Consider the following 19,428-nt stretch of genomic DNA (forward strand, 5'->3'; position numbering starts at 1 on the left):
ACCAGCCCGCTGCCAAGCCATAGAGAAAGGTGAGACGGCAGACGTCAAACAAAAGGCCTTCCATTTCGCCTTTCCCGTCTTACTGATGCAGCCGCATCGTTTCATAGTAGTGAGGCATTCATCTTCAGAAGTGTGGCCGCTACAATGCCGGCTGTTTCGGTTCGCAGCCGCGTATTCCCCAGGGCAACGGGTTGAAAGCCTTCGTTCAGGGCCAGCGCAATTTCTTTGGGTGTAAAATCCCCTTCGGGGCCAATGAGGATAAGGGCTGAGGGTTGGCGGATGCGGGATGACAGTTGAGTCTTTTGATCGGGCAGGCAATGGGCAATGAACCTGCTTTCCTGCTTTGCATTTTTTACCGCGTCCGGAAAATTTTGCGGCTCGTGTAAGAGGGGCAACCAGGCTTGCTGCGATTGCAGCATGGCGCTAACCAAAATACCTTTCATCCGGTCGTAGCGGAACTTTTCTTTTTCCGTCCGTTCGCAAAGAAGCGGAATGATTTCATTCACGCCGATCTCTGTTGCTTTTTCCAAAAACCATTCGAAGCGGGATGCATTCTTGACAATGGAAATCGCAATGCTCACCCTGGGCATGCTTTCCGGTTCTTCCTTTACAGCCGAGACCTGTACGACGCAACGCTTGCGGTTGTCGTCAACGATCTGCGCCGTTGCTTTACGGCCCTGGCCATCGGTGAGCAAGACGTCCTCTCCTTTTTCCATGCGCAACACACCGATCATGTGCTTGGATGTGTCTTCCTCCAACTGCAGCAAGCCGTTGCTTATTTCCTCCACAAAAAAATACGAAAGCGCCATGCTGCGAAGCTAAGAGACAAAGAGAAATCTTATTCAGTACAGATAGGTTTAAAAAGAAAAGAGAGAAAGAGTGGCTTTGATGTCTCTTTCTCTCTTTTCCATCTTTTGAACACTTAGCCTTAGAACGGATCGTCGTCATCCGGCAGGTCGTTCATCTTGCTGCCCGTTTGGATATAAAGCTTCGGTCCTTCGGAATCAGTTACCGGTTTCCAGTTGGGTGGCATGCTAAAGCCGCCGCCAAACTCATCGCCCGAGTCTTCAAAGAATTTCTGTATTTCCAGCCGTGCACGGAACTTCAGGTTCTCCAGCGAACCGTTCCGGTGTTTGGCGATCCGCAGGTGGGTTTCTCCCTTCACGCTTTCGCCCATCTCGTTTTGCTGGATTTCGTGGTATTCCGGACGGTAAATAAAGCACACCATGTCCGCATCCTGTTCGATAGCACCCGATTCACGAAGGTCACTCAACTGCGGCATCTTATTGCCGTCTTTGCGTTTCTCCACCTCACGGCTTAACTGCGAAAGGGCAATCACCGGCACCTGCAATTCTTTGGCAAGACCTTTCAAGCTTCGCGAGATGTTCGAGATCTCCTGTTCACGGTTGGTATTTTTTCCCTCCCCGGTCCCGCTCATCAACTGCAGGTAGTCGATGATGATCAACCCGATGTTGTGGGAGTTTTTCAGGCGGCGGCACTTGGCCCGCAGTTCAAAAATGTTCAGCGAGGCCGTATCGTCAATAAACAGTTTGGCATCGGCCAGCCGTTGGATTCCTTTTTTGTACAACTGCTCCATTTCGTAATCTTCCATCTTTCCCCGGGCAATCTTCTCCAGGTGAATTTCGCTTTCGGCCGAAAGAATACGTTGCACCAATTGCGCCGCACTCATCTCCAAAGAGAACACGGCAACAGGCGTAGGCTTGGTGGGATGCAGGGCCGCATTACGGGCAAGGTTAAGGGCAAAGGCCGTTTTACCCACCGAGGGACGAGCGGCCAGGATAATCAGGTCCGTGCTCTGCCAGCCGTAGGTGATTTTATCGAGGTGGGCAAAACCGCTGGGTACACCGGTGATCTCTTCGTTCCGGTTGCGCATGTCCTCGATGCGCTGGATCGTTTTTACCAACACCGTGTCGATCGTTTCCACGCTGTTGCGCAGGTGTTCGGAAGTCACCTTGTAGATCTTGCTTTCCGCATCATCGAGCAGGTCAAACACGTCGGTGCTTTCTTCGTACGCATCGGAAATAATCTCGCCGCTAATGCGGATCAGTTCGCGCTGAATAAATTTTTGCAGGATGATCCGCGAGTGGGCTTCGATGTGTGCCGAGGAGGTAACGGCATTGGTCAGCTTCGTGATATAATAGGGGCCGCCAACAATGTCCAACTCTTCGTTGGAGCGAAGTTCTTCCACCACGGTCAGCATGTCGATCGGCTGGCTTTTGTTCGACAGGGTTTTCATGGCCCTGAAGATGCGCTGGTGTGCATCGACGTAATAACATTCCGATTTCAAAATCTCGGCGACCGTATCGAACGCACCTTTCTCCAGCATGATGGCACCCAGCACCGCTTCTTCCAGTTCTCTTGCCTGCGGCGGCACCTTGCCGTAAACCATGGTACTTAGATCGAGCGACGCTTTGCGTCCCTTCTTTTTATCGCGGTTGAGATTCGTTAGATCCATACAAAATTTTTTAGCATTGACGCCCCCTCACTTGACACGGAAAATTTGTACATCTATGAAGTTTGCTGGCAATTGGTGATCCGCAGGTTTCCGTCCGTCGGTTAACGAATATAGGCGGATAAAAGCCCCTGATAACAATTCCGTAACGTTTAAATTAATCCACAGCGCTCTTCACAGGTTATACACAGCTTTCCGGCAGATATACACGCCTGCCGATCTGTTGTGCACAAAATTCCAATTTTTTTAGCATCTTTTGTCCAGTTGTGCACAAGTTTTTGTGCGAAAAAAAACCGCCTTTTTCTTGGTAACGTAAATCCGGCGAAAGCCCAGCCCGGGCGCCCTGCCCGATGCAAAAAAGGGTGCGCCTGCCCGTCGGTTTGCCATCGCCAAACCCGAAAATCGGTTCGACCCAAGACTGTTGATAAATTTTTGTGCGGTGCTTTGTGTTGTCAGGATGATAACCTTGGTTCAAAATAGCTTCCCGTTTTTTTCGACAGAAAGCTCTCCGTCAGGAGGTTGTGCCGCCGTAAAGAAGGAAAATGACCGGCCGTTTGTGCAACTGCGGTAGTCCCGCCTTCCACTGCTGTACCGTTTTTGTCTGTACGCTTTCCGATGTCCCGGTAAGGTCGGCCGCCACGCAAATCTGTGTTTGCGGCTGGCAGGTTTTCAGCAGCGCTTCCAAAAGCTGGTTGTTGCGATACGGTGTTTCAATAAAAATCTGCGTACAGTCTTTTTGCTTCGACTCGCTTTCGAGTGCACGAATGGCTTTTCCCCGCTCGCCTGAGTCGATCGGCAGGTAGCCCACGAACTGAAACCGCTGCCCGTTCATGCCACTGGCCATCAGGGCCAGCAAAATGGAATTGGGACCCACCAGCGGCTTTACGGTTGCCCTTTGTTGTTGCGCCAGGTGCACCAGCACCTGGCCCGGGTCGGCCACGCCGGGACAACCCGCCTCGCTGATCACACCGATCGTTCTCCCGTCTTTCAGCTTTTGCTGAAAGGCAGCAGCAATGGCCGGCGTCACTTCCTGCATGTTGTACCATTCATAGTCGTCGATCACCATTTCTTTCCAAAGCAACTTCAGGTAGCGCCGTGCCGTGCGTTCGTTTTCGACAAAGAAGACCGAACAGGCTTTTACCGCGTCCAGTAGATAAGCCGGCAGGCAGCCGGTAGCACCTTCAGCTAAAACGGTTGGTATCAGGTAAACGGTTGCAGGCATGAGAGCGTTTGTTGTTTCTTGTTCGGCGTTCGAGGTTTGCGTTCACTTCACTATTCACCTGTTCTGCGGTTCCAACTGCTGCTGCACTTTATACAGGCTTAATGTGGCCGCAACAACTGCATACGCCGGTGCCAGTACCCAGCCCACCAGGACGACGGCGTGCATCAGGTAAAACATCAGGCCATTGCCGATCGCCAGTCCGCGGTGATGCCCGATGTAATCGATGCTCGCCGAGGCCGGCACACGGTTGCGTTCGAGGCTGTAATCCAGCATGGAAAAGCCATAGTAGTAACATTCCATGAACAAGCCTACCATCGGCGTTACCCAGCCAAACAACGGGATCAGCGAAAGCAGCAGGATGGAAAAAACATAGACCGTTTGCCACAGCGAATTGCGCAGCGCCACACGGATGCCACGCCACATGTCTTTCAGCAACTGCGAAAGCGAAAACGGGAAATCCTTGCCTTCGATGATGCTTGATGTTTTCTCGCTTAAATAGGCAAACACCGGCGAACCGATAATGAGGAAAAGGTATTTGAACCAGGAAAAATAAAAGAACACCAGCAGCAGCCGCAGGATCAGGCCGGCCATCACGAACAAAAAGCTGAGCCACTCGCTGCGCTCTTTTTGCAGCCAGGTCTCCAGCCCGATGCGCCGGCTAAGCCAGGTAACGGCTGCATCGGAAGAATTCCAGAAAAAGTACATGCCCACTATAAAAAGGATCATGTACACCACACCCGGAATCAGGATCCATTTCCACAACCGGTGCTTGCGGATGAAATTGTGCGCATCAAAAAAAGACTGTATCGCAATGATGATTTCTTTGAGCAACCCGTAGATTTATGGCGGTAAATATAGACGTGAAAAGGCAAACGGCAGGCCTGAAACTGTGGCTGCAAAATTGTCTCCAAACAATCGTTCCTGCAAATGAAGAAACTCCCCCTCTCCTTTTACCTCCGCGAAGACGTGGTGACGATCGCAAAAGAGCTGCTCGGAAAAGTGCTGGTCACCAACTGGGATGGTGCACTCACGTCGGGCCGCATAGTTGAAACCGAAGCCTATGCAGGTGAACTGGACCGGGCTTCGCATGCATCGAAGGGCCGGACGCAACGAACGGAAGTGATGTACGGCGCCGGCGGACGGGCCTATGTATACCTCTGTTACGGCATACACCAGATGTTCAACATCGTGACGTCGACGGAAGGCGAACCGCACGCCATCCTGATCAGGGCCGTGGAACCGATCGCCGGCAAAGACATCATGCTGCAACGCACCGGAAAAAAGAAGTGGGATCCGTCTGTCACGAGTGGGCCGGGACGGGTGGGCAAGGCCTTTGGCTTTCACACCTCGCAGTGCGGGCTTTCGTTGACCAGTGCTGAACTTTATATTGCCGATGATGGTTTTCGCATCCGGGAAGAAGACATTGTTGCGTCGCCCCGAATCGGTGTTGACTATGCCGGTGCACATGCCGAATGGCATTACCGCTTTTACCTGAAAGACAATCCCTATGTCAGCGGCACCAGGGCCAACGGCAGGCGTGCGAAGTAAAAGGCTTCTTCCCGTTTAAATTTTGAGGTTTGCCGTTTGCATTCTTTCTTCGGCAAAACTTTTTCGTTGCAGATCAAATTTTCCAAACAACTGATTGCACTGATTTGTGTCACGCTTGCTGTGCTTATTTTCTTCACCAACCCGTTCGGCGTAAAACCGGAGGCTGCAAAAGTGATCAGCTTTGCGGTGCTCATGATCAGCCTGTGGGTGACCGAAGCGCTTCCCATGCCCGTTGTGGCCCTGTTGCCCTTGATCCTTTTCCCGCTTTTTGGAATTGCCCCGATCGACACAACCGCGTCCGGCTATGCCAACCCTGTCATTTACTTGTTCATGGGCGGCTTTATGCTGGGCCTTGCCATTGAAAAATGGAACCTTCACCGGCGCATTGCACTGAACATCGTACGCCTTACCGGCACCAGCGGCGACCGCATCATCCTCGGTTTTATCCTGTCCACGGGCTTGATCAGTATGTGGCTGAGCAACACCGCTACCACCATGATGATGTTTCCGATTGCCCTTTCTGTCGTGAAGGTGATGGAAGCCAACAGTCCTCACCAAAAAGGCCTGTCCAATTTTGCCATGTCCATCATGATCGCCATTGCGCTGGCATCGAATTTTGGCGGCATCGCCACCCTGATCGGCACGCCGCCCAATGTGGCCTATGCCGGCTTCTATAACAAACGCTATCAGGCAACGATTGCCTTTTCCGACTGGGCGATGGTGTGTGCACCACTCTCCCTGCTGCTGCTTTTTTTGTTGTACCTCGTTATGGTAAAATGGCTCTATCCCAATGGCATGAAAAGCAACGAAACCACCCGGTCCATCATTCACAACGAGCTGCGGCAACTGGGTCCTTATTCAACGGCCGAAAAGCGGGTGCTGGTCATTTTCCTGGTAACGGCGCTGCTCTGGATTACCAAAGACCTGCTGAACAAAATCGGTCCGCTAAAGCTCGACGACAACATGATTGCGATCCTGGGAGCCACGGCACTCTTCATCACCCCCAGCGGAGAAAACAGCGATGCCTTGCTGGAATGGAAAGACACGAAGAACATGGCCTGGGGTATCCTGCTGCTGTTTGGCGGCGGCATTGCGCTGGCCGGCGCCCTTGAAAAAGCGGGGCTGATTGAACAATTGGGAAACTGGTTTGCCCATTTTGGCCTAAACACTTTTCTGCTCATTTTCCTGGTTACCCTGGTCTCGCTGTTTATTTCCGAAGTGATGAGCAACGTGGCGCAGGTGATTGTGTTTGCACCCGTGGTGAGCGGGCTGGCCGAAGCATCCCATATGCACCCGCTTCTCCTGGGTATTCCCATGACACTGGCCTCCTGTGCCAGCATGCTGCCGATGGGCACACCGCCCAATGCCATTGCATTCTCCAGTGGCTACATCAAACTAAAACACATGACACGGGTAGGCTTTATCATGAATATCATTTCCGTTATCCTGATCACGCTGTTTTGCTGGCTGTTGTTGCCGCTGGTCTTTAACGTGTAAAGCGAAAACTTAGAAGTCTATTTTGGTGATTACCTTGACGACCCTGTATTCTTTTTCACTTGCCTGGTACACTTCCATTTCCCTGTACATGATCCTAAGTGGCTTGTTCAGGAGTGTAATTGGGGCGGATTGCAGCTTCTCTGCGCCAGGGAAAAATTCCAACCAGTAAAATTTATCGGTGCGTCCCTGGCTGTTTTGCACCAGTAGGTATGTAAACGGTTTCCCTTCTATCCTAACCAGATTCCCCGAAAAAGTTTTGGATGCGCTTGTCGATTGGTTGGAGACAATTTCATTCATGTTGGCTTTGACATATTCCTGGAAAGAAGGGCAATTGAGCGTGGCCAGTTGTCCGATCCTCTCACCAATCGACCGGTAGTCGGTGGTTTTGCTGGTGCTCAGTCCCCACTCGCTTTCGATCTGCGTACTGTACTTTGAAAACAGCGGCAGGATCACCATGCCCATTTCAGTCGTCATGTTTTCCCTGCTCATATTCGGAAGCTTTTTGGAAAACGAATCGCAGAACTCGGCGATGATGGCTTTTTCAAACTCCGCTTTGTTTGCTGTTTGTGCATACACGGAAGTAACGGGCAGAAGGGCAATAAGAAACAAGAAACCAGCAGCAGTTTGGTTGATTTTTTTCATGAATTGAAATTGAAATATACAGGGGGAATCTAAAACTTCGGGCAGTTTAGTTTTTTGGCGTTCGGGTCACTTGCCTTTTGAACGTAGATGAGTGAAAATTCCGCCCCGCCCCGCATGTTCGATCCGGGTTTCAGTTTGGAAAGGTTCACGTCATAGGTCGCCCCAAAATGCAGGGAGCCAAACTCCAGGCCGATGTATGGAATGGCGGCATCGCCGAGGCGGAACCAGGAACCCAGGTAAAGATTGCGCGGACTCTCCGGATCGTTGTCCAGGTTGAGCATGTAGGCACCGCCGATCACCGTGTTGTAGGCCCCGGCCTGCCGGCTGTGGATAGCACTGAAGTGAAAGGCGTTGTTATCGGCCAGTGGCATCATGCCGCCGGCCTGCAGCGTGAGCCGCGGATCTTTCAGGTAATTGCCTTCCTGGAAGGTTTCCTTCGGACGGGTGAGGTGGTACATCGATGCACCAACGTAATAGTTGTTGCTTCCATCTGTCGACCCGTTGAACAGCATGCCGGCGTTCAGATCGAAATAGGAAACATGCATGCTTGTCCCGGAAAATGATTCCGTGGTGATCCCGGTAAAACCATCGGACCGCAGCATGTCTTCAAAATGAAGCCCGTTGATGTTGAGTGTTTTTGTAACAAAAGTTCCCTGGAAACCCAGTCCCAACTGGTTAAAGCCGTTTTCGTCCAGCGCTTTGTGGTAAGCCGTGGACAGGCCGATAAAGTTGTTTTGCAGCACACCGTTGCCGCTCTTATCGGAAAATGCCAGCAGTCCCACGCCAAACTGGTCGAACTCGGGAACGTGGCTTTTCAGAATGCTGCCGTCGATCGAAGCCGTATAGGTGGTAAATGCGTTGTTGATGGTCGGCCATTGGTTGCGATAATTGCCTGCAACACGTAGCACCCCGTCGAACTTTCCGGTCAGTGCAGGATTCAGGGTCAGCGGAGAAGCGAAGAATTGCGAGAAGTTCGGGTCTTGCGCACTCGCCAGCCTCCCAATGCAAAGCAGGATTAAAAAGCAGACAGTTTTTTTCATTATCTCAAAGTGGAAGTAAATTAAGCCAAAACGCCTTCCCGGCAATTTTTTTTTGTCAGGACTGCACTTTGGTACCGAACGCCAGGTCGCCGGCGTCGCCCAGCCCGGGTACAATGTAGCCCTTGGCGGTCAGTTCGTCGTCGATGGCGCCGCACCAGATGGCAGCTTCCGGAACGTGCAGGTGTACGAACTCGATTCCAACGGTGCAGGCAATAGCGGTAACGATATGGATGGATTTGGGCCTGCCTTCTTCTTTCAGGTATTCGATGGTCTTGACCAGGGAGGCACCGGTGGCCAGCATGGGATCGGAAATGATCAGCGTACGGCCATCGATCTCCGGGCAGGACAAATATTCCAGCATGATGTCGAAACTGCCATCGGGCTTGTGTTTGCGATAGGCCGAGACAAAGGCATTGTCGGCCCTGTCAAAATAACTCAGCAACCCGTTGTGCAGGGCAAGGCCGGCACGCAGGATGGTGGTTAATACAGGCTGCTCCTCCAGCACCTCGCAGATTGCTGTGCCCAGCGGTGTTTGAATTTCTTTTTCGACATAGGGAAGGCGGCGGCTGATCTCGAAGGCCGCCACTTCGCCGATGCGCTCCAGGTTGCGGCGGAAACGCATGCGGTCGTTTTGTATTGTGACATCTCTCAACTCGGCTACCCAGTTACTCACTAAAGAATGTTCTTTGCTTAGATTAATTACCATTGGTTCAAATTCTACCTTCGCCAAAATTAAAATTCAGAAACTATAAATCGGAAATTATGTTATACCGGGCCATTGGTGTTATGAGTGGAAGTTCCTTGGATGGATTGGACATTGCGTTTGTCGAACTGCTGCACCAATCGGGCACCTGGCAGTTCGACATTGTTGCCGCTGACTGTTATGCCTATCCGGCCGACTGGAAAGAAAGGCTGCAAACTGCCACCTCTCTCACAGCGCTGGATTATCAACTGCTGCATGCGGAATACGGTCACTATATTGGCAAAGAAATCAATCGCTTTATTGACGAAAACAACCTCCATTACAAGGCCAGCCTGGTTTCTTCCCACGGTCATACAACCTTTCACATCCCGCCCAAAATGACCGCGCAACTGGGCGACGGCGCCGCCATTGCCGCCGAAACAGGACTGCCTGTTGTCAGCGATCTGCGGGCCCTCGACGTGGCCTTTGGCGGACAGGGAGCACCCATCGTTCCCATTGGCGAAAAATTGCTGCTGAAGAACTACGACTATTACCTGAACATCGGCGGCATTGCCAACATTTCGTTCCGCGAAAACGATGCGTATACCGCATTCGACGTGTGCCCGGCCAACCGTGTGCTGAACATGCTGGTGGCCCGGGAAGGAAAAGAGTACGATGCAGGTGGTGAAATGGCTTCCGGCGGAAGGATAAATGAAGCCCTGCTGCAGCAACTGGCCGGTCTTCCCTATTACAGCCAGCCCTACCCGAAATCGCTGGCCAATGAGTTCGGAACAAGCGAAGTGTACCCGCTGGTTGATTCATTCAATCTTTCTACCACCGATGCGTTGCGTACTTATGTTGAACACATCGTGCAGCAAATAAAAGCGGCTATTCGCCCCAACCCGCAACGACCGGACGCCAAACTACTCGTCACCGGCGGTGGGGCCTTCAACACCTTTCTGGTACAGCGGCTGTCGGAAGAATTGCAGCCGCTGAACATCGCGGTCGTGGTACCGGAAGAAAAACTGGTGCAATACAAAGAAGCGCTGGTCATGGCCTTGATGGGTGTGTTGCGCTGGCGGCAGGAGTACAACGTGCTTTCGTCCGTTACCGGTGCCCAACGCGACAGCATCGGCGGCGCTTTGTGGATCGGGCAGGAAGCCTGAGGATCGCACACCTGCGTCACAGGTAAATTTGTGTGGTGCGAAGTTCTTACGACTTCGCCACTTGTCCATCGACAAACGAAAAGCTGTCGCCGTTGAACAAACCCAGGTCGCTTAGTTTCAAATGCGGGATCACCAGCAGGGCCATAAAGGACAGCGTCATGAACGGCGCAGACAGGGTACTTCCCAATTGCTTTGCGGCTTTGTCGATCGCGGCATAATTTTCCGCTACTTTGTAGCCGTCGTCGGTGCTCATTAGGCCGCCCACAGGCAAGGGAACAATCGCGTCCGCTTCGCCTACGCAACTAACACCGCCTTTTTCCTGGATGACAAGGTTGACGGCGCGGCAGATGCTTTCGTCATCCACGCCAACCGCAACGACGTTGTGCGAATCATGGGCAACCGAAGATGCGATTGCCCCTTTTTTCAAACCGAAATTTTTAATGAAGGCCTTGGCCACAGGCGCATCGGCGTATCGATTCACCACAACGATTTTCAAGACGTCGTTTTCTAGATCCGATACAATATTTCCCGCTTCGACGTTTGGTTGTACAGAAAGGTCGTTCGTAATTAATTGCCCGTCCAATGCTTCAATCACAGAAAGTGTTGGCTGGCCGGTGAAAGGCACCACAAAATCTTCCGGCTTCTTCTTCGAACAATTGAACCGATTGATGGCTTTCCCCGTTGCCAATTGCGCATTTTCAATTAAGCTTTTTCCATTCTCCGCTACCAGTTCTCCGTTGACATAAGTTTGCAGCACCTCGAAATTTTCGAGGTCCTTCACCACGACAAAATCGGCAAAATCGTTCTGCCGCAGCAAGCCGACTTTCAGCTTGTAATGCCCAACGGGATTCACGCAGGCCGCCTTTACGACCTTAAATACATCGATACCTTTTGCAACGGCCCGTGCACAAAGCTGGTTGATGTGTCCTTCCACCAGGCTGTCGGGATGCTTGTCATCGCTGCAGAACATGATGCTGTCGGGATGATCGTTCAACAGGCCAATCAGCGCCTCGAAGTTTTTGGCTGCGCTGCCTTCGCGGATCAGGATTTTCATGCCGTACTGCAGCTTATCCAGAGCTTCTTCTGCCGTAAAACATTCGTGGTCGGTAGAAATGCCGGCGTCGATGTATTGCTTCGCCGCCTCTCCCCGCAGGCCCGGCGCATGACCGTCAACAGGCTTGTTCCATTTTTTGGCTGCCGCAATTTTTTTCAGCACTTCCGCATCGCCGCTGAGCACACCGGGAAAGTTCATCATCTCGCTCAGATACAAAACATCTTCGCGCTGCAGCAGGTCTTCCACCGCTTTGCTGTCCAGCGCAGCTCCGGCCGTTTCAAAGGATGTTGCCGGCACACAACTGGGGGCACCAAAGTTGAATTTAAAGGGCACGGTTTTACCGTTTTCGATCATGAACGCCACACCATCGGCACCACACACGTTGGCAATTTCGTGTGGGTCGCTCACTGTGGCCACGGTGCCGTGCACCACGGCCAGCCGGGCAAACTCCGACGGGATCAGCATCGAGCTTTCGATGTGAATATGCGAATCCACAAAACCGGGCAGGATATAGTTCGGTGTTTGGAGCCCGGGGTTGGGCGTTATGGAAACAATCCGCTCTCCTTCGATTTGTATGTCTGCCGGGTAAATCCGCTGCTGGTGCACATCAACCAAATTGCCAATAACTGTCTTCATGCCTTTTCGATGAATGGTTCTTTTATTATAGGTGAGAAGTTTTATTTTTAAGTATTCTTCACTAAACCAAAACAAAATGAAATTAGGGAAAGGCCTACTAACACTTTTCATTTTCTTCTCCTGCCGGCTTTTTGCCCAGACAGCCGATGAAATCATCGCCAAACATGTGAACGCAATCGGCGGACTGGATGCCTGGAAAAAAGTGCAGACCATGAAGGTGGCCGGCGTCATCGACAACAATGGAACCGAGATCAATCTCGATATGGTGGTGGATCACAACAAAGGTGCAAAGCAAACCATCTACGTGGCCGGCCTGCAGGGATATACGATCGTCACTCCCACAACCGGCTGGCGTTTCTATCCCTGGCAGGGACAAATGAAACCGGAAGCGCTGACGCCGGAAGATGTAAAAGAGTCGCAGGACGACATCGATGCGCAAACGCCGCTGATCGACTACAAAGCCAAAGGCCACACGGCCGAATATGTGGGCATGGATGAATTTGAAGGTACCGACTGCTACAAGATCAAACTGACCGAAAAAGGCGGAAAACTGATCACCTACTACATCGATCCGTCCAATTACTTCATCATTCATTCCATCACCATTACCAAAGCCAATGGGATGGAAAACGAGAACAAATCCAGTTTCAGCAATTACCAAAAATTGCCCGAAGGCATTTGGATGCCGATGAAAATCGACAACCTCAAATTCAAAAGCGTGCAGGTGAATATACCTGTCGATGAAAACACATTCAAACCATCCACCAACTGATTTCACATATGAGAAGAATAACATTCGGTCTGCTGTTGACCGTACTTGCCGGGACAACCGTTCAGGCACAAACGAAAATCTCTTCCTCCACTTTTGGCAAAATGGAAGCCCGCTGGCTGGGCCCCGGCACCATGAGCGGCCGCATTTCCGCCATTGACGGCGTGGCCGGCGACGGCAAAACCATTTACGTCGGCACAGCCGGTGGCGGCGTGTGGAAGAGCACCAACGCCGGCGCTTCGTTCAAGCCCATTTTTGACAAATACACGCAATCCATCGGGGCCATCGCCATCGACCAGAAAAACCCGAAAGTGATTTACGTCGGCACAGGCGAAAGCAACATGCGCAACTCTGTATCGATCGGCGATGGCCTGTACAAAAGCACGGACGGCGGCGACAACTGGACCAGGATCGGGCTGGAAGGCACCGAGCACATTTCGAAAATTGTGATCGATCCTTCCAATTCCAACATCCTTTATGTGGCGGCACCCGGCCCGCTGTGGAGTGATGGCCCGGAAAGAGGGTTGTACAAATCGACCGATGCGGGAAAGACCTGGTCGAAAATTTTATACATCAACGAAAAAGCCGGCTGCGCAGATGTGGCCATCGATCCGTCCGACCCCGGTACCGTGTATGCATCCACGTGGGAGTTCCGGCGCCTGCCCTATGCCTTCAACTCCGGCGGCAACGGCAGCGGCATGTACAAAAGCACCGACGGCGGCAAGAGCTGGAAAGAACTGAGCAAGGGGCTTCCGAAAAAGCCGTTTGGCCGCATCGCCTTTGCGCTGGCGCCGTCATCGCCCAAAAACCTTTTGGCCATTGTGGAGTCAAACGAAACAGGCTTGTACATTTCCTCGGATGGCGGCGAGAACTGGAAGCAGCAAAGCGCCACGGCCAATATCGTAGCCCGCCCGTTTTATTTCAGCACCATCGTCATCGATCCCAACGATCCCAAGAGGGTGTACCGGCCGGCCTTTGAGTTTTCCTATTCCAGCGATGGTGGCTACTCCTTTGCCACGGCCTCCAACGAAGGCGGCTGGGTGCACAGCGACATGCATGCGCTCTGGATCAACCCTACCAACACCAACCAGCTTTACGTCGGCACCGATGGCGGTGTGTACTACAGCCTCGACCGCGGCGCCACCTGGAACTTTATTCAAAGCCTGCCCGTGGGACAGTTTTACCATGTGGCCCTCGACAATCGCGAACCCTACAATGTCTATGGCGGCCTGCAGGACAACGGCAGCTGGATGGCGCCTTCTTCCGTTCCCGGCGGTGTGTCCAATGCCGCCTGGAAACCCATTTATTTTGGCGATGGCTTTTGGGTGCAACCCGATCCGACTGACCCCAACATTGCCTATGCCGAAGCCCAGGGCGGTGAAATGGGCCGGGTGAATTTGACCACCATTAAAACCGTCAACATCAAGCCGCAGGAAGTGGGCAACGACGAAAAGCTGCGCTGGAACTGGAACACCCCAATCGTGACCGGCACGAAAAACAAAAAGAACCTTTACACAGGTGCACAGTTCCTCTATCGCTCTAGCGACCAGGGTCGCAACTGGCAAAAGATCTCTCCCGACCTCACCACCAACGACAAGAAAAAACAAAAGCAGGAAGAAAGTGGCGGGCTGAGTGCCGACAACACATCGGCGGAAAATCACTGCACCATTTTTACCATTGCCGAATCGCCGCTGGACGAAAACCTGGTGTGGGTAGGCACCGATGACGGCAACCTGCAATACACGATCGATGGCGGCCGCACCTGGACCAACGTGGCCAAAAACTATGCAGCGGCCGGAATCCCGGCACAAACCTGGGTGAGCAGCATCGAGCCGAGTCCTTTCGATAAAAAAGTGGTATTTGCCACCTTCGACAACCACATGTACGGCGACCACAAAACCTACATCGGGATGTCGGGCGACATGGGCAAAACCTGGAAGCTGTTTCAAAGTCCCGAGTTCACCGGCTTTGCCCACAAGATCCGGCAGGACACCAAGAACAAAGACCTGCTTTTTGCCGGCACGGAAAGAGGCCTGTTTGCTTCGGTGGATGGCGGCAGCAACTGGTTCCGCATGAAAAACCATATTCCCGATTACGCCATGGTACGCGACATCCAGATTCATCCCACCACCAACGACCTCGTGATCGCCACGCATGGCCGCGGCATTATGATCGTGGACGACATCGCACCAATGCGTTCACTCACCCGGAGCACCGTAGACGAAGACGTCCATCTTTTCGACCTGAAACCGGTCACGCTGACGCTGGGCAAGTTTGGCAACAGCGGCTTTCCGTCAACCGGCGGGTGGATGGCGCCCAATGCACCGTCGATTCCTCCCATTCAATATTACCTGAAAGAAAGGGTCAGCACCGCCGAAGTGAATATCGAGATTTACGATCCGGCCGGCAAGCTGGTAAAAACGATTCCCGGCACCATTCGCAAAGGCATTAACAAGATCACCTGGGACCTGAAAATGAAGCCGCCAAAAGTGGCCAGCGGCGGCACCAAGATCGACTACAGCGCCTTCGTGGCACCGATGGTACTTCCCGGCGACTATACCGTGAAATTAAAAGTCGGTGACAAGGTGTACACCAAGCCTCTGAAGGTGGTACACGACAGCAAGGACAAAGACTTCACCCTGCTCGACAGGCAGGCACAATACAAGACGGCCATGCAACTGTATGGCCTCCACGAAAAACTGGCCCTAACCGTTGACAGCCTGAATAACAAACAACGCCTGCTGCGAACCAACATGGCAAGGGTAAAAGACAGCACCACGAAAAAGCTGCTGCAGGAATACAGTACAAAGCTGGAAGAACTGCGCAGCACACTGTTGGCCACCAAGCAAAAATCCATTTTTGCCGATGAGAAAAAACTTCGTGAAGAGATCACGGATGTGTATGTGGCCATCGTGAACCAGGAAGCCAAGCCATCGAACCTGCAAATGCAGCGCATTACGCAGCTGCAGCAAAAAGTAAGCAAGGCGGAAGACGACCGCAAAGCGCTCTTCAAACAATACCAGCAGCGCATGGAGGCGGCGCTGGCAAAAGAAGGCCTTACCGAACAATTGAAAGTATCGTAACAGAACGCCCCGCAGCAGCGGGGCTTCTTTTTGGCAAGTGGCGTCCCGGTACCTGGCAACGTCATGTGCTTAGCACATCATCTCATTGCGCATTGCGCAAGCGGGAAATACAGGTCAGACAAAGCATTGCTCCAAAGCAAATACAGGTAATCAAATAAAACCGGTATAGCTGAAAAGATATTGGTTATTGGATAATTGATATTGACGGTAAACATCCCACTATCTACTTATCCCAATATCCTGCTTTCAAACTGTAACGGGCATAAGCCACTCGCCGGCCGTGCAGTATGTGGCCAATAGAAAATTTCCTTTTTCCTGAACCGGCATCCGTTGTACCTTTTGCCCTTTAATCCCTGGTAACATGAGAAGATTTTTATTGCTATTCGTGTGTGCATCGGCGAGCCTTTCTCTCGTTGCACAAAAAGGTGGTAAGCGAAAAACCACCATCGAAAACCCTGGCTCCGATTCCATGCTTTTCTCCCAAGTGAAATACCGCCTGGTAGGTCCGTTCCGTGGCGGACGCAGTGGTGCGGTAACCGGCAGCTACAAAAACAAGAACACGTTTTATTTTGGCGCTACCGGCGGCGGTGTATGGAAAACCACCGATGGCGGCAGCAACTGGAAAAACATTTCGGACAAATATTTTGGCGGTACCATCGGTGCGGTTGCCGTGGCGCCAAGCGATGAAGATGTCATTTATGTTGGCGAAGGCGAGAACACCATTCGCGGCAACGTGAGCGAAGGCAAGGACGGCATGTGGCGAAGCGATGACGGCGGCCGCACCTGGCGCAACATCGGGCTGAAAGACGCCAATCACATCATCCGCATTTTAGTGCATCCCAAAAACCCCGACATTGTCTGGGCCGGCGTGCTGGGACATGCCTTCGGTCCTAACGAAACCAGGGGTGTGTACAAATCGACCGATGGCGGCAAAACATGGAAACGCACCTTGTTCATCAACAATCTTTCCGGCGTCTCCGACCTGGTGATGGAGCAGGGCAATCCCTCCGTGCTGTATGCCGGCACCTGGCGCATGATCCGCACGCCGTACAGTATGGAAAGCGGTGGCGAAGGCAGCGGCCTTTGGAAAAGCACCGACGGCGGCGAAACATGGACCAACCTTTCGGCAAAGAAAGGATTGCCTAAAGGAATCTGGGGCATCGTGGGTGTGGCAGTAGCGCCATCGAATCCCGACCGCCTGTATACCCTGATCGAAAACCCCGGCGGCGGTATGTTTACGTCTGCTGATGGTGGTGAAACATGGACACTGACCAGCAGCGACAACAACATTCGCCAGCGGGCCTGGTACTATTCCAAAGTGTTTGTGGATCCCAAAAACGAGAATACGGTGTATGCACCAAACGTGAACTTCATGCGAAGCCGTGATGGCGGCAAGACCTTTCAGACCGTGCGCAGCACACCGCACGGCGATCACCACGACCTGTGGATCGACCCGGAAAATCCCATGCGCATGATTGTTGCCGATGACGGCGGCGCGCAAATCTCGTTCGATGGTGCCGAGAACTGGAGCACCTACATGAACCAGCCAACTGCACAATTTTACCGCGTCACCACAGACAATGCTTTTCCCTATCGCATCCTGGGTGCCCAGCAGGACAACTCCACGGTTCGCATCAAAAGCAGGACGGCCGGTGCTGCCATTACAGAAAGCGACTGGGAGCCCACAGCCGGTGCCGAAAGCGGGTACGTTGTGGCCGACCCGCTGAACCCGGATGTAGTATATGGCGGCAACTACGGTGGCTATATTTCCCGGCTCGATCACCGCACCGGTGAGAACCGCGCCGTATCGCCCTGGCCCGACAACCCGATGGGTGCCGGCGCCGACGTGTTGAAATACCGCTTCCAGTGGAACTTCCCGATCTTTTTTTCGCCACACAATCCAAAGCGCCTGTACACGGCCGCCAACGTATTGTTCGTCACCGAAAACGAGGGTGCAACCTGGGAGCAGATTTCTCCCGACCTGACGACAAACGACAAAACCAAACAGGTAGCGAGTGGCGGTCCCATTACAAAAGACAATACGTCTGTTGAATACTATTCGACGATTTTCACCGCAACCGAATCACCATACGAAAAGGACCTTTTGTGGACAGGGAGCGATGATGGCCTGATCCACGTCAGCCGCGACGGCGGCAAGCATTGGGATAACGTGACACCGAAAGGCGCACCCAAATGGATGATGTGGAACAGCATCGACGCCGACCCGTTCAAAAAAGGTGCGGCCTATGTTGTTGGCACCCGCTACAAACTGGATGACTTTACCCCCTACATCTACAAAACAGAGGACTACGGTAAAAGCTGGCAACTGATAACGACCGGTATCCCCAAAAATTATTTTGCCCGTGTAGTGCGTGCCGATCACCGCAAAGCCGGGTTGCTGTATGCCGGAACCGAATACGGCATGTTCATATCGTACGATGATGGCAACAGTTGGAAACCGTTCCAGTTAAACCTGCCGATCGTTCCCATCACCGATTTAACCATCAAGGAAAACGACCTGATTGTGGCCACCCAAGGCCGCGCCTTCTGGTCCATTGACGATTTAACGGTGGTGCAGGAAATGAACAAAGACATTGCGAATAGTGCCTTGCATCTCTTCCCCGTTGAACCGGCCTTTCGCATGCAGGGCAGCGGTTTTTCCTTTGGCAGCACACCGCGCAATGCAGGTACCAACGCCCCCATCGGCGCCCTGATCAACTATTATGCGAAGGATGTAACCGACTCGACAAAGGCATCGGTGACCATTCTTGACAAAGACCGCAAAGAGATCAAGACCTTCACCACCGAGGCCAAGGAGGCCAACAAAAAAGTGGAGGTCAACAAAGGCATGAACCGGTTTGTCTGGAATCTTCGCTATCCCGAATCCGAAACCATCGAAGGCATGATCCTTTGGAACGGTGTGCCCAGTGGCATTGTGGCTCCTCCGGGATCTTATTTTGCAAAAGTGAAAGTCGGCAGCGATTCTGCGGAAGTACCGTTCACCGTCAAAGCCGATCCCAATTACAAGGTGACGCAGGCTGAATACGAACAGCAGTTTGCCTTCCTGAAATCCGTGCAGGATAAATTCAACGAAACGCAAAAAGCCATCAAGGATATCCGTTCGCTGCGGACGCAGATCACCGACTTTGTGAGCAAGCAAGGCAAAGAGGTGCCGAAGGAGATCAGGTCGGCTGCCGACAGCATTACCAAAAACCTGACAACCATTGAAGAAACGCTGTACCAAACCAAGGCAAAGAGCGGGCAGGACGTGCTGAACTATCCCATTCGCCTGAACGATAAATTGTCCGGTGTGTTTGATGTAGCCAACAGCGGCAATTTTGCTCCCAGCAAGCAGGCGAAAGAAGTGTATGCCGATTTGGCGACACAGATCGATGCGCAGCTGGCCAGGTTCAGAAGCATTAAGGAAAAAGATTTACCGGCTTTCAATGCGCTGATCCGCGAAAAAGCCTTGCCGGTGATCCGGGCGACAGCACCTTAAGCCCCTTGATCATCCAGGAGCCTCCTCAAACCCCTCCAGGGAGGGCTTTCCATCGCACAGACCCTTGCTTTTGCACGATACTTCAAAGCCTTCATCAGTCATTCTGATGGAGGCTTT

15 protein-coding genes are annotated in these 19,428 nt (G+C 52.5%); 6 read left to right on the forward strand and 9 right to left on the reverse strand.

Annotation, left to right across the window (positions count from 1 at the left end):
* Positions 1-101 precede the first annotated feature (101 nt).
* The 5 genes from D6024_RS01030 to D6024_RS01050 all read right to left on the reverse strand — a co-directional run bounded on the left by D6024_RS01030 (position 102) and on the right by D6024_RS01050 (position 4,526).
* Positions 102-809: an RsmE family RNA methyltransferase gene (locus tag D6024_RS01030; protein WP_121352337.1), complete on the reverse strand. Its 708-nt coding sequence runs from the start codon at positions 807-809 to the stop codon at positions 102-104.
* A gap of 119 nt (positions 810-928) precedes the next feature.
* Positions 929-2,476, reverse strand: a complete 1,548-nt coding sequence (gene dnaB, locus D6024_RS01035) for a replicative DNA helicase (protein ID WP_121352339.1) — start codon at positions 2,474-2,476, stop codon at positions 929-931.
* Positions 2,477-2,654: 178 nt separating this feature from the next.
* Positions 2,655-2,948: a hypothetical protein gene (locus D6024_RS01040; protein WP_121352341.1), complete on the reverse strand. Its 294-nt coding sequence runs from the start codon at positions 2,946-2,948 to the stop codon at positions 2,655-2,657.
* Positions 2,949-2,984: 36 nt separating this feature from the next.
* A complete protein-coding gene (locus D6024_RS01045) occupies positions 2,985-3,695 on the reverse strand; it encodes an SAM-dependent methyltransferase (protein WP_121352343.1) in 711 nt (236 codons plus the stop codon).
* A gap of 54 nt (positions 3,696-3,749) precedes the next feature.
* Positions 3,750-4,526: an EI24 domain-containing protein gene (locus D6024_RS01050; protein WP_121352344.1), complete on the reverse strand. Its 777-nt coding sequence runs from the start codon at positions 4,524-4,526 to the stop codon at positions 3,750-3,752.
* 96 nt (positions 4,527-4,622) lie between these two features.
* On the opposite strand from D6024_RS01050, the gene D6024_RS01055 reads away from it, so the two are divergent.
* Together D6024_RS01055 and D6024_RS01060 are read left to right on the forward strand one after the other, a co-directional pair.
* A complete protein-coding gene (locus D6024_RS01055) occupies positions 4,623-5,243 on the forward strand; it encodes a DNA-3-methyladenine glycosylase (RefSeq protein ID WP_121352346.1) in 621 nt (206 codons plus the stop codon).
* A 66-nt stretch (positions 5,244-5,309) separates the two neighbouring features.
* Positions 5,310-6,740 (forward strand): SLC13 family permease, encoded by a 1,431-nt coding sequence (locus D6024_RS01060; RefSeq protein WP_162944455.1) that lies wholly within the window; start codon positions 5,310-5,312, stop codon positions 6,738-6,740.
* A 9-nt stretch (positions 6,741-6,749) separates the two neighbouring features.
* Here the strand turns inward: D6024_RS01060 and D6024_RS01065 are convergent, their stop codons facing one another.
* Genes D6024_RS01065 through upp form a run of 3 tightly spaced genes read right to left on the reverse strand, consistent with a single transcriptional unit; the run spans position 6,750 to position 9,128 of the window.
* On the reverse strand, positions 6,750-7,382 hold the full coding sequence (locus D6024_RS01065; protein ID WP_121352350.1) for a hypothetical protein: 633 nt from the start codon (positions 7,380-7,382) through the stop codon (positions 6,750-6,752).
* Positions 7,383-7,411: 29 nt separating this feature from the next.
* Complete coding sequence (locus tag D6024_RS01070; RefSeq protein WP_121353441.1) at positions 7,412-8,422, reverse strand: PorP/SprF family type IX secretion system membrane protein; 1,011 nt, start codon at positions 8,420-8,422, stop codon at positions 7,412-7,414.
* 55 nt (positions 8,423-8,477) lie between these two features.
* The gene (upp, locus tag D6024_RS01075) at positions 8,478-9,128 is read right to left on the reverse strand and encodes a uracil phosphoribosyltransferase (protein WP_121352352.1); all 651 of its coding nucleotides are present in this window, start codon (positions 9,126-9,128) and stop codon (positions 8,478-8,480) included.
* Between the two features lie 56 nt (positions 9,129-9,184).
* Here upp and D6024_RS01080 point away from each other — a divergent pair, with 56 nt between their 5' ends.
* Complete coding sequence (locus D6024_RS01080) at positions 9,185-10,270, forward strand: anhydro-N-acetylmuramic acid kinase (RefSeq protein ID WP_121352354.1); 1,086 nt, start codon at positions 9,185-9,187, stop codon at positions 10,268-10,270.
* Positions 10,271-10,316: 46 nt separating this feature from the next.
* Here D6024_RS01080 and ade read toward each other — a convergent pair whose 3' ends face one another.
* Complete coding sequence (gene ade / locus D6024_RS01085) at positions 10,317-11,960, reverse strand: adenine deaminase (protein ID WP_121353442.1); 1,644 nt, start codon at positions 11,958-11,960, stop codon at positions 10,317-10,319.
* A 76-nt stretch (positions 11,961-12,036) separates the two neighbouring features.
* Between ade and D6024_RS01090 the strand changes: the two genes are divergently transcribed.
* The 3 genes from D6024_RS01090 (at position 12,037) to D6024_RS01100 (ending at position 19,311) form a co-directional block, all read left to right on the forward strand.
* Positions 12,037-12,732: a hypothetical protein gene (locus D6024_RS01090; RefSeq protein ID WP_121352356.1), complete on the forward strand. Its 696-nt coding sequence runs from the start codon at positions 12,037-12,039 to the stop codon at positions 12,730-12,732.
* Between the two features lie 8 nt (positions 12,733-12,740).
* Positions 12,741-15,812 (forward strand): VPS10 domain-containing protein, encoded by a 3,072-nt coding sequence (locus D6024_RS01095; protein ID WP_121352358.1) that lies wholly within the window; start codon positions 12,741-12,743, stop codon positions 15,810-15,812.
* Between the two features lie 361 nt (positions 15,813-16,173).
* Positions 16,174-19,311: a WD40/YVTN/BNR-like repeat-containing protein gene (locus tag D6024_RS01100; RefSeq protein WP_121352360.1), complete on the forward strand. Its 3,138-nt coding sequence runs from the start codon at positions 16,174-16,176 to the stop codon at positions 19,309-19,311.
* Positions 19,312-19,428 lie beyond the last annotated feature (117 nt).

Origin of the sequence: Flavisolibacter nicotianae (assembly GCF_003628535.1) — a bacterium.
Taxonomy (GTDB): Bacteria; Bacteroidota; Bacteroidia; order Chitinophagales; family Chitinophagaceae; genus Flavisolibacter; species Flavisolibacter nicotianae.

What these genes read in the sequence shown, in the direction of transcription:
- D6024_RS01100 (WP_121352360.1), top strand. Translation starts at nt 16,174, where the DNA reads ATGAGAAGATTTTTATTGCTATTCGTGTGTGCATCGGCGAGCCTTTCT.
- D6024_RS01065 (WP_121352350.1), bottom strand. Translation starts at nt 7,382, where the DNA reads ATGAAAAAAATCAACCAAACTGCTGCTGGTTTCTTGTTTCTTATTGCC.
- ade (WP_121353442.1), bottom strand. Translation starts at nt 11,960, where the DNA reads ATGAAGACAGTTATTGGCAATTTGGTTGATGTGCACCAGCAGCGGATT.
- upp (WP_121352352.1), bottom strand. Translation starts at nt 9,128, where the DNA reads ATGGTAATTAATCTAAGCAAAGAACATTCTTTAGTGAGTAACTGGGTA.
- D6024_RS01030 (WP_121352337.1), bottom strand. Translation starts at nt 809, where the DNA reads ATGGCGCTTTCGTATTTTTTTGTGGAGGAAATAAGCAACGGCTTGCTG.
- dnaB (WP_121352339.1), bottom strand. Translation starts at nt 2,476, where the DNA reads ATGGATCTAACGAATCTCAACCGCGATAAAAAGAAGGGACGCAAAGCG.
- D6024_RS01070 (WP_121353441.1), bottom strand. Translation starts at nt 8,422, where the DNA reads ATGAAAAAAACTGTCTGCTTTTTAATCCTGCTTTGCATTGGGAGGCTG.
- D6024_RS01095 (WP_121352358.1), top strand. Translation starts at nt 12,741, where the DNA reads ATGAGAAGAATAACATTCGGTCTGCTGTTGACCGTACTTGCCGGGACA.
- D6024_RS01090 (WP_121352356.1), top strand. Translation starts at nt 12,037, where the DNA reads ATGAAATTAGGGAAAGGCCTACTAACACTTTTCATTTTCTTCTCCTGC.
- D6024_RS01045 (WP_121352343.1), bottom strand. Translation starts at nt 3,695, where the DNA reads ATGCCTGCAACCGTTTACCTGATACCAACCGTTTTAGCTGAAGGTGCT.
- D6024_RS01055 (WP_121352346.1), top strand. Translation starts at nt 4,623, where the DNA reads ATGAAGAAACTCCCCCTCTCCTTTTACCTCCGCGAAGACGTGGTGACG.
- D6024_RS01080 (WP_121352354.1), top strand. Translation starts at nt 9,185, where the DNA reads ATGTTATACCGGGCCATTGGTGTTATGAGTGGAAGTTCCTTGGATGGA.